General features: G+C 66.7%; 4 protein-coding genes. All 4 read left to right on the top strand.

Features of this window, described 5'->3' with window-relative positions; genetic code table 11:
* The first annotated feature begins 210 nt into the window (after positions 1-210).
* Genes ABD120_RS20060 through drmB form a run of 4 tightly spaced genes read left to right on the top strand, consistent with a single transcriptional unit; the run spans position 211 to position 11708 of the window.
* Positions 211-4869 (top strand): DEAD/DEAH box helicase, encoded by a 4659-nt coding sequence (locus ABD120_RS20060; protein WP_343951469.1) that lies wholly within the window; start codon positions 211-213, stop codon positions 4867-4869.
* Entirely contained in the window at positions 4866-6668 is a 1803-nt protein-coding gene (locus tag ABD120_RS20055) for a UvrD-helicase domain-containing protein (protein WP_343951468.1), read from the top strand. Before ABD120_RS20060 ends, ABD120_RS20055 begins: the two co-directional genes overlap by 4 nt.
* Positions 6655-9852 (top strand): helicase-related protein, encoded by a 3198-nt coding sequence (locus tag ABD120_RS20050; protein ID WP_343951467.1) that lies wholly within the window; start codon positions 6655-6657, stop codon positions 9850-9852. Before ABD120_RS20055 ends, ABD120_RS20050 begins: the two co-directional genes overlap by 14 nt.
* On the top strand, positions 9756-11708 hold the full coding sequence (gene drmB, locus ABD120_RS20045; protein WP_343951466.1) for a DrmB family protein: 1953 nt from the start codon (positions 9756-9758) through the stop codon (positions 11706-11708). Before ABD120_RS20050 ends, drmB begins: the two co-directional genes overlap by 97 nt.
* Positions 11709-11711: the final 3 nt, after the last annotated feature.

Genomic DNA, 11711 nt, shown 5'->3' with positions numbered 1-11711 from the left:
GGGTTTCGATGTGTAACTCTCGAAACCGCACGACGGATGAAGGCGCCGATTCGCCTCAGCTTTGGGCGTTTCCTCATATTCTGCAACACCCTGCAAGCCGTCTTTGGCGTATCTAGAGTGCGTATGTCCACATTTTGGTGGTGTGCGTATTCGATGTGCTGAGATTTCTCCCCCGTAGTGCTTCATCGTGCCGTTGGAGTTGACCGCACCGTGAGCAGCGTCGATTCTTCTGTTCTGCAAGTCGTCCTCGGTCAGTCCGAGCGGGTCCTCGAGACCTACCGCATCGACCCCGGCCTCGTGCAGGAACATGCCAACAACGAGCGTCGGATCAAGGAAGGCGGGTACGGCACCCGACAGATCTATGAATTGGTACAGAACGGCGCAGACGAGCTACGAAATACCCCAAATGGTGAAATAGCGGTTGTTCTCACAACTTCTCACCTCTACTGCGCGAACGAGGGCTCTGCCATCACCCCCGAGGGCGCGGACACCATCCTCCGGATGGGAGTGTCACGCAAACGAGGGGGTCAGATCGGGCGTTTCGGTGTAGGGGTGAAATCCGTTCTCAGTGTCACCGACATGCCCGAGTTCTACAGCAAAGAGGACGGCAAGAGCTTCGGCTTCGACAAAGAGTGGGCGGCGAAAGAGATCCGAGCCGTTCAGCCGTCGGCGGTCGAGACGCCCGTGCTGAGGATCGCGCGTCCACTCGACCGTGAGCGCGCGGCAGCGGACGACCCGGTACTCAGGGAACTGCTCACCTGGGCCACCACCGTGGTGCGCCTGCCGTTGAAGCCCGGTGCGGTCAACCGGTTGGCGAAGGACATAGCGGAGTTCCCCGCCGAGTTCTCCCTGTTCTCGCCCCACGTCGAAACCGTGACCTTGGAGGACCGTCGCTCCTCCAAGACGATCGCCAGGCAGGTCTTCCTGCGCTCGACCGGTGACCGTCGAGAGCTTCAGATGGAGACGACGGGCAAGAGTACGCGCGTCTCGGACTGGCGGGTCTTCACCCGCTCGCACACGCCGTCCGCGAGAGCACTGGAGGAAGCGGGCGAACTCCACGATCGGCCGGTGATCGACGTCTCCTGGGCGGTGCCGACCGAGGTCAGACGAGACCGAGGACAGTTCTGGGCCTACTTCCCGACGAACTACGCCTCGACCCTGAAAGGCATCGTCAACGCGCCGTGGAAGACCAGCGAGGACAGGCAGAACCTCTACAATCACAACGCCTTCAACCACGAGTTGATCGGCGTGGTGGCCCAACTCGTCGTGGAGTCGCTGCCGAAACTGGCTTCGGAGTACGACCCTTGCGCGCACCTCGATGTCCTGCCCGCCCGAGGTCGAGAGGAGACCCAGTGGGCGGCCGACGAATTGGTGCACGCGATCTGGACCGTCGCCGCCCACCAGCCGGTCGTGCCCGACCAGAACGGTGTCTTCGGCACGGTCGCCGAGGTGCACATGCATCCCGACAAGCTGGACTCCTCGTGGCTGCGCAGATGGGCCGAGCACCCCGGACGCCCCGCGAACTGGTGCGACCACTCGGTGGAGGAAGGGCACTACCGCCGCGAGCGTGTCGGCTACATCCAAAGCGCCGCCGGCGTCGCCCCGAAGACCGCGAGGGAATGGTTGGAGGCACTCGTCGCGGACGAGACGCCCGAGGCGTCGGCGCGAGCGATCACGATCGCCTGGGAGATGTCGCGCAAGGGCCACAACCAGGCCGACGACGCGATGCGGGCCCGCATCGTCCTCACCGAGAACCTGGGTCTGGTACCTCCCTCCAACAAGATCTTCCGCCGGTCCGGCGACGACGACCTCACCGACAACACCGTTTACGTCGACGAGCGGGTCTACGCGGGCGACCCTGAGGTGATCCGAGCCCTGAATGAGCTCGGCGTCCACGAAGCCGACCACCGGGGTCGCCTGGCGTCGGTGGTGGAGCAAGGGTTCCACGGGTACGCCGATCGCCAGTGGATCTCGTTTTGGGAACTGGTGCGGCTGGCGGGTCCGGCGGGCACGCTCGACGCCTTCCGAGGGCGGGAGGACGTGAAGGCGCGGCTCAAGGTGAAGACGGTCGACGGCGGGTTCCGTCGGATCGACGAGTGCCTGCTACCCGGCAGGATCGTTCCAGCCGACGGCAGTCGTGACAGCCGGATCGCCGTCGACACCGGGTTCCACGGCGACGATCGATCGGTGCTCAAGGACCTGGGACTCCTCGACGGGCCTGCGGAAAGGCACGATCCCCGCGAGGACTCGGTGTTCGTCGACTACACCCGTGACCTCTGGGAGGCCCATTGCGCCGGACTCCCGGCGTCGGACCACCGGCCCCAACACGCCACCATGGCCTTCGACGGCAGCATGCCCGCAGGCCCCCTCAGGCTCCTCACGGAGTTGTCGCCCGAGGGCAGGGCCGCGTTTCTCGCCCACTTGCCCATCGGCGGCGTGGTCGCCAACTGGACGATGCAGGTGGGCAGGCAGACGTCCACGAGGAAGAGCGTGATGTCCCCGCTCAAGTGGACGGCACGCAGGCACGGCTACGTCGAGACCTCTCGCGGTCTCCGTCAGGTTGTCCGGAGCGTGGGGCCAGATCTGAAGAGCCATGAGCACCTCCTGCCCGTCGCCAAGGTGTCGACGAGCGTGGCGAACGTCCTCGGCCTGCCCCACACGTTCGGCGAGATCGAGCCGCGTCTGTGGGCCGAGTTGGTCGACGAGGCGGCGGGGACCGCCGACGACGCCTTCGCGGGCAAGGTCTACGCGCTGATCCTCGAAGCCGGCGTCGACTGGCCCGCCGAAGGCGCCGTCCGATGCCGCCTCGGAGACGAGGCGAGAACCGACGTGGCGGTCACCGAGATCGTCGTGACCGGGAGCCGCGTGCAGTACGAGACCCTCGTCGGCGAGCAGATCCCCGCTCTCCTGGCGCCGTCCGAGACAGCCGCCCTGTCGATGCGAGAGCACTGGAAGATGCTCTCTCCGGACGACGTGATCCAAAAGGAACTGCGGTGGGCCGGCGTGGAAGAGGTACGTCTGACCGAAGAGTTCCCACACCTCAAGGTCAGGGTTCGGAACCAGGTCGAAGGTTGGACGCTGGTGCGCTGCGAGGAACTGGGGGAGGTCGTCCGCACCCCGAAGGGCATGCGGACGACTGAGATGCCCACAGCGGCGCATTTCGGCGATCGTAAGGTCTTCGTCCGGCAGCCGGTGGACGACCTCGCCACGTTGCTCGCGGTCGACGTGGAGCTCAAGCTGGGGCTCGGCGCGGATCAGTGTCGGAACATCCTGGGACTACGGGAGCAACAACGTAACCATGAACGTCTGCGGCGTGCTCGGCAGGCCCCGGACATCGCGGACAAGATGCTGGAACTCATCGGAGTCGAAGCCCTGAGGAAGGGGCTGCCGCACGGGCTTCTGGAGAGCGACGAGGCGGAGACGGGCACGCCCGCCACCGATCGCCGAGTCGCGCGACTGGCGGTGAACGCGTACGGCGACGAGCTCCTGCGGGTCTACCGCGACGACATCGCCGCCAGCGTGCCCGACGCCGCCGCGACGTTCCGAGGGGACTCCAAGTCCATCCGTGTGGTCAACGACCTGGACCTGCCGGAGAATTACGCGGGCACCCGCAGCGACCCTCTGCCCCCGGTCGAACGGGTCCAGGGCCCAAAGGCATTCCCCCGGCTCCACGACTACCAGGAGCGACTGACCCAGAAGACGTTCGACCTGCTGACCAGATGGGAGAACCCCCGCGCGATGCTCTGCCTGCCGACGGGCGCGGGGAAGACCCGGGTCGCGGTCGAGGCGATCATCAGGGTCGTCAAGGAGCAGGGGCTGAACGGCCGGCCGATCCTCTGGATCGCGCAGAGCCAGGAGCTCTGTGAGCAGGCCGTGCAGACCTGGTCGTTCGTATGGGCCAAGGTGGGACCGCCCGAGCAACTCACCATCAACCGCCTGTGGGGCAGCAGGGACGCGGCGGCGAGCAAGGACACCGCGCACCTGGTGGTCGCCACCGACGCCAATCTGGAGAAACGCCTGGAACGACCCGAGTACGGCTGGTTGCGCGACGCCGCGATCGTGATCGTGGACGAGGCCCACTTCTCGATCACGCCTCGATACACCGACCTGTTCAGGACGCTCGGCATCACCTACAGGGAGACTTCCAGGCCGCTGATCGGTTTGACGGCCACGCCGTATCGGGGCTTCAACGCGCAGGAGACACGTCGGCTGGTGGAACGCTACGGCGGGACCAGACTGGACGAAGGGATCTTCCGGTCGGATCCGTACGAGGAGTTGCAGGAGCTCGGCGTGCTGGCGAAAGTCGAGCACCGCGAGCTGAAGGGCACGACCCTCACGCTGACCGAGGAAGAGCTGAAGGGCACCGAGGAGTTCCAGGGCGCCTGGCTGCCACGCTCGGTGGAGGCCACCCTGGCCCGCGACGCCGACCGTAACGCCATGCTGCTCAAAGAGATCGAAAGGCTGCCCGTCGGTAGCCCCGTACTCCTGTTCGCGGCGTCGGTCAGCCACGCGAAGGTGCTGGTGGCCAAGCTCAACGGTCGGGGGATCCCGGCCGCCGCCATCGACTCGACCACGCCCGACTCCGACCGTCGCGCGCGGATCGAGGAGTTCCGGTCGAAGAAGATCCGGGTCCTGGCCAACCACGGTGTGCTCGCGCAGGGCTTCGACGCGCCCGCGACCGAGGTGGTGGTCGTCGCCCGCCCGACCTACAGTCCGAACGCCTACCAGCAGATGATCGGCCGAGGGCTGCGCGGACCGTTGAACAACGGCGGATCGACGTGCCTGATCCTCGACGTGGCGGACAACATCGTCAACTACGACAAGAAGCTCGCCTTCACCGAGTTCGAACACCTGTGGAGCAGACGATGACTCTCACCTCCGAACAGCGGGTCGTCGTCGAACAACCGGCGGGTGCCCTGACTCTGGTGACCGCAGGGGCGGGCGCGGGCAAGACGTACACGCTCGTCAGCCGACTGGAGCGACTGATGGAGGAGTTGAACGCCGGAGAGATACTCGCACTGACCTTCTCCCGCTCTGCGGTGCGAGAACTTCGTGAACGGCTTCTCGACCAGGGCGGCTCGGTCCGCCACGTCCACGCCCAGACCTTCGACTCCTGGGCGCTGGACCTGCTGACGAACGTCGAGGCCGACGGCGATTGGTACCGACGCTCGTTCGAAGGACGGATCGCGGCGGCGCAGAGAGCCATCGAGCGAGGTCTCGCGGACGACCTGTTCGAAGACCTGCGCCACGTGGTGGTCGACGAGGTCCAGGATCTCGTCGGCAGTCGCCGCGACCTCGTGGAGACTCTGCTGGAACGCTTCGATTGCGGGTTCACCGTGGTCGGGGATCCCGCGCAGTCGATCTACGGGTTCACCGTTCCGAAGGCGGACGAACGAGCGGGGGAGACCAACCGGTTCTTCGACTGGCTACGAGTGACCTTCGGCGAGGAACTCACCGAGTTGAGCCTGTCCGGCAACTTCAGGGGACAGAGCCAGGAGGCGAGGAGCGCACTCGACTTCGGGCCGCGACTTCGGGCGAACGCCGAGGTGGGCGCCGCGCCCGGCGAACCTTTGTACGTGGAACTACGGGATTCGCTCCGGAGCTGTCTCAACCTTGGCCGGTTGGACGGGTTCACAGCGGACGTGCTCGGTGACTACAACGGGACGACCGCGGTGCTGTGCCGTACCAATGGGCAGGCGCTGATCGTGTCCGAGGCGCTGCGCCGTTTCGGAGTACCCCACCGACTCAGGCGTTCGGCCCAGGACCGGATGACGCCGGCGTGGGTGGCGGACCTGTTCCACGGAACGGACGGCTGGAGCCTGAGCCGGGAACGATTCGACCGGGTGTCGATCCCGGACGGCTATGACCGCGACAAGGTATGGCGCTGTCTCCAACGAACCTGTGACACCCGGGGGCGGATCCTCGACCTGTCCAGGCTCCGGACCGCTATAGCGGCCGGACGGATGCCCGACGAGCTTACCGACGAACCGTCCTGCGACCTGGTGATCTCCTCCTTCCACCGAGCCAAGGGGCTGGAGTTCGACAGGGTGGTGGTCGTCGACCCGGGCCCACTCGATCCGGCACGTGATGCGGTGGACCCCTCGGAGGAGGCCCGGCTGCTCTATGTGGCGATGACCCGGCCACGTCACGAACTGGAATGGCTGGACGCCCTGAACACCGGGGGGATCCGCATCGACCGGGGCACCGGGCGATGGGCCCGATACGGATACAGGCATTGGGTGCGTAGCGGCCTGGAGGTGACCGGTTCCGACGTCCACCCCGGCTTGCCGGCAGGCCAGGAGTATCTGCGAGATCGGGTCGCGGCCGGCGACGAGGTGGTGCTCCTCCGGGCGGACGGCGAATCGGCCACCGATGAGGAGAGCCCGTCGTACACCGTTTCGCACGACGGTCGGGAGATCGGTGTCATGTCGCAGGGTTTCCGCTCCGATCTGCATCGGCTGCTGCGGACCTCCCGATCTTTCCGGCCGAGGAACTGGCCGAAGGCCGTGACTGGCCTCCACGTGGACGATCTGGAGACGGTCGCCGGCACCGAGGCCGCCGGGTCGCGCGCGGGCCTTGGGCCCCACGGAATCTGGCTGGCACCGAGACTGATGGGCCTCGGGACGTTCGTGTGGGATGGGAAGGGACAGATCTATGACCCGGCATGACGAGCACTACCGGTTCAGGCGGGAGCTCGTCGAACGGGTCCGTCTCGATCTCCTCGGTCCCGCGTCCGGCGACCAGGAGGTGCTGGGTGACCCGCCGACGACCGCGTACGCCACAGGTGTGCTCTTCCCACAGCACGACGATGTGGTCCTCGGCGAGGAGCGGACGGCGGCGCACGACGACGACAGGGGGTCACTGCTCCTCGCGGTGGACGAGGTGCCGGACACGGGGGTGTCGCTGGCCACCAGCAAGGCGCCGTCCTCGATGGGGCTGACCTTCGGCGTCGATCCGGCTGTCGCGTCGACCGTGCTGGTGACTGTGACCGCCGCCGTCTACGACTCCGTGGATCTGGAGGGCAACCCGGTCACCGCCCAGAGAGCCGCCCGGCGCACCACGGACGAGCAGCGGATGCGGTGGCGCCGGCGAACGCTGGAGCCGCCACCCGTCGAGATCGGCGTCACCGCGCCCGACTACCGTGCCGAGCCCTTGGCGGACGGTCTGGAACTCAGGATCAGGGTGCGCCGGGCCGATCCCGCCACCGGCACCGTCGCCGTGACGTTGGCGTTGGTCAACACCCACCGACTGGAGACGCATGAAATCTACGACGGGCTCTGCTTCTTCCAGACACGGCTCCACGTGGGAGGGCAGGACGCTTTGGTGGAGAGACCGGTGCCCGTCGGCGCGGACGAGCAGGAGATCCGGGCGAACCGCCTGCTCTATCGGTACGCTCCCTCCTTCGCGGTGGGCCACGGCTGCGCCGCCGACTGGGATTGGACGCCCCCGGGGCCCCGCGACGAGGAACTTCTGAAGAAGCGGGCGGCCCGCGTCTCCGCCGTGTGGACCGACTACGTCCCGTCCAAGGAGATGCTGCTGACCGACTCCAACCCGGAGATCGACGACTCCGGTCTCGGCATGCGTTACCTGGCCGAGGCGCTCGACGCCGACGTGATCGCCTCCCTTCACCGCTTGGCCTCCGGATATCGTGCCTGGATCGGGGAGAGGGCCGAGGAAGCGCTGTTGCTGGAGGCGACCGAGCACGCCGACTCCGCGGCCGAGCAGGTTCGTCAGTGCGAGGAGGCCTGCGACCGCATCGTCGCGGGCATCGAGACGCTACGGAGCGACCCAGAGGCGATGCTGGCCTTCCGAGCCGCCAACCGCGCCATGGCGATGCAGCGTGGCCGTACGCGATGGATCAAGTCCGGTCGCGAGGGCGAGATCGTGCTGGACGGCGTCTGGCGTCCGTTTCAGATCGCCTTCATGCTGCTCTGCGTCGACGGCATCGTCGACCCCGACCATGACGACCGGCGCGAGGCGGACCTGCTTTGGTTCCCCACCGGCGGTGGCAAGACGGAGGCGTATCTGGGGCTCATCGCGTTCACGGTGTTCCTGCGACGCAAGCGGAGAGGACCACTCGGCGGCGGAGTGACCGCGCTCATGCGCTACACCCTGCGACTTCTCACCTTGCAGCAGTTCGAGCGCGCGGCCGCACTCATCTGCGCGATGGAGAGGATACGGGCGGAGAACCCCGGCGACTTCGGCGAAGAGACCGTTTCCATCGGCATGTGGGTGGGCGGCTCGGGCACGCCGAACAGGCTCGGCTCGGCCGAGGCCGCGATCAAGCGCCTGCGGAAGGGCGAAGACCTTCAGACAGACAACCCGGTGCAGCTCTTCGCCTGCCCGTGGTGCGGCGCTCCCATGGACGCCTGGAACTACGAGGCCGACGCGGAGAGCACCCACATGCGGATCTTCTGTCCCGATGGCGAATGCGCCTTCCACGGGGGGCTCCCCGTGCACGTGGTGGACGAGATGATCTACAAGGTGCGCCCGACGCTGCTCATCGCGACCGTGGACAAGTTCGCTCAGATCGCCTGGCGCGAGAGTGCGGCAGCGCTCTTCAACCGCGAGGTGGGCAGCACGGTTCCGCCGCCCGAACTCGTCGTCCAGGACGAACTTCATCTGATCTCCGGTCCGCTCGGCACGCTGACCGGCCTTTACGAGACCGCGATCGACGTGGCGGCGGACCAACCGAAGATCATCGCCTCCACGGCCACCATCCGTCGAGCGAAGGACCAGGGACTGAAACTCTTCAACCGCACGGTCCGCCAGTTCCCGCCGGCCGGGCTGGACGCCCGCGACTCGTGGTTCGCCGTGGAGACACCGGCGGCCGACAAGGCGTCGCGGCTCTATCTGGGGTTGCTCACTCCGAACACCAGTCAGGCGACGTTGCTGGTCAGGGCGTATGCCGCGCTTCTCCACCACGCGGGCGAGATCGAAGGCGACGACCGCGTCCGAGATTCCTACTGGACCCTGGTGGGCTACTTCAACAGCCTTCGGCTGCTCGCCGCCGCCGAACTGCAGGTCTTGGACGACGTCCAGGATCGGCTGAAGGTGCTGGCGCTCTCTCGGACCGGCGGACCCCGGCCTGCGGACCACCTCACCGAGCTGACCAGCCGGGTGAAGTCGAGCGACGTCCCTAGACGGCTCAAGAGCCTGGAGAAGGGGCTGCCCCTCGAGGAGGCCCTGGACATCGTCCTCGCCACCAACATGATCTCGGTCGGTGTGGACGTCGATCGGCTGGGCCTGATGGCGATCATGGGTCAACCGCAGACCACGGCCGAGTACATCCAGTCCAGCAGCAGGGTCGGCCGCCGAGACCCCGGCCTCGTCGTGGTTCTGTACAACGCCGCCCGTTCACGGGACCGCTCGCACTATGAGAGCTTCGTCCCGTATCACTCTGCTCTGTACCGTCAAGTGGAATCGAGCAGTGTGACGCCCTTCTCCTCTCGCGCCCGAGACCGAGCCCTCCACGCCGTCTTGGTTGGAATGGGCAGACTGATGTACGCGGAGATGCGACCCAACCAGGCCGCAGGTCGAGTGCGATCTTTCGAGAAGCGGCTGGAAGAACTCAAGGACGTGATCCTCGCGCGCGTACGGAGCGTCGACCCCGATGAGGTCGATGCCACGGCAGACGATCTCGACTCCCTCATCGGCGACTGGATCAGGCTCGCGGACGACAACCCCGAACTGGTTTACGAGGCGCCGAAGACGTTCAGGCGCGGTGAACCCCGTGCCGCCGACAGCGCCCTGCTGTGCACCCATGCCGACGAAGATCTCCGCGATGCGTATCCCACTCTGTGGAGCATGCGCGACGTCGACGTCGAATCCGATCTCTACCTGGAGCGTTGACGGTGGCTCTGCGAAACAGACGAAACGGCGGACGCGACAACGGAGCCACGAAGCCCACACGTACTCGGATCGGAGCTGTGCGCCGAACTCAACTGATCAGCACCTACGGGGTGGGGGCGTTGATCGCCGTCGACGACCGGTCGTACATCGTCAGCGGCCTCGACACCTGGAAGAACGACGCGCGCCGGGGTGGCGCGCTCTACGAACCCCGGCTCCAGTATTGGCTGGGGGTCTCGTACTTTCGGCTCCCTCCGGCCGACGAACCCCCGGCGGGCGACGGCGTGCGGATTCGGATGTTTCCCCGCTGGTATTCGTGTCCGGGCTGCAAGGTGCTCCAACCGTGGAAGGCCTTCGGCACGCAAGAGGGCAAGAGTGTGTGCAGGCTCTGTGACAGAGCGCTGGTCCCCTCCAGGTTCGTCATAGCGTGCGAGAACGGCCACATCGACGATTTCCCCTACTTCGCCTGGGTTCACAAGAAGACCGTCCCGGACACATCGGCATCGGAGCATAATCTGACCCTGGAGAGCACTGGTCGTACTGCCTCGCTTCGGTCCGTGGTCATCAGATGCTCCTGCCAGAAGGAGGCATCCCTCCAGGGCGCGTTCGGCAAACGGGCACTCCGCAACCTGGGCATCGAGTGCGGTGGCCGACGTCCATGGCTCGGGTTCGGCACTGAACAACCCGGTTGTGATGCCGATCCGAGGACCCTCCAACGAGGTTCGTCCGCCGCCTGGTTCCCGATCACGCGCTCGGCGCTCTCCATCCCGCCGTGGTCTGATTCTCTCCATCAGAGGCTGCACGAGCATTTCGCGGTGTTCGACGGCGCTCTCGACGACGGGGTCGCCGAGTCGGCTGTGCTGAACATGATCAAGAACAGCGGGATGCTCCAGGACAGTCGGTTCACCGCCGAGGAAGCGCTCGCCGCCGTCCACGAACGTCGCGAACTTCGGGTCAGCGCCCGCCCGGACTCCGACGCCGAGGCGGGTTTCGAGCCGGCCAACCCGCTTCGTCAGGAGGAGTATCGACAGCTCTTCGACGGTACGGCCAACGCCGGCCGAGGCGACGATTTCGAGTGCGTACCACCCGAGCGTGATCGCGGCCTTCCCCCGCCGCCCGGGGTGCAGCGGGTCATGCTGGTGAAGCGACTGCGCGAGGTCCGCGCGCTGCAGTCCTTCACGCGGGTCGAGATGCCGGACCCCACAGGGGGCGACACGCCCGGAGCCGCATTGTCCGCCGGCGGGGTCGACTGGTTGCCGGCCGTGGAGGTCAGCGGGGAGGGCGTCTTCCTCACCCTGGACCAGCGGCGGCTACAGGAATGGGAGCGTCGCTCCGGACCCGTTCACCGCGCGTCGGTGCTCAAAGAGCGACACGAACTCGTGTTGGCACGCAGGGGAACCGACACCCGGGTACGGCCTAGCTCGCCCGTCACACCTCGGTACCTTCTCCTGCACACTCTCGCGCATGTCCTGATCGATGAATGGAGCCTCGACTCCGGGTACCCCGCCGCCGCGTTGCGCGAACGCCTGTACATGTCGGACAGCATGGCCGGGCTGCTCATCTACACGGCGACCAGCGACTCCGCCGGCAGCCTGGGCGGGGTCGTCGCTCAGGGGGAGCACCGCAGACTGAGCCGGACGTTGGAATCCGCGCTCGCGCGGGCCTCCTGGTGTTCGCAGGATCCTCCCTGCATGGAGGCCGAGGCCAGCGGCGTGGACGCGCTCAACCTCGCCGCCTGCTACGCCTGCGTGCTGCTGCCCGAGACAAGCTGCGAGACCAACAACGTGTTCCTGGACCGCGCGATACTCGTGGGCACGCCCGACGACCCGGGGACAGGGTTCTTCCAAGGACGAAGCTGAAGG

Origin of the sequence: Nonomuraea longicatena (assembly GCF_039525605.1) — a bacterium.
GTDB lineage: Bacteria > Actinomycetota > Actinomycetes > Streptosporangiales > Streptosporangiaceae > Nonomuraea > Nonomuraea longicatena.
Note: the sequence above shows the minus strand (reverse complement) of the source record. Positions and strands in the feature narration are given on the sequence as shown.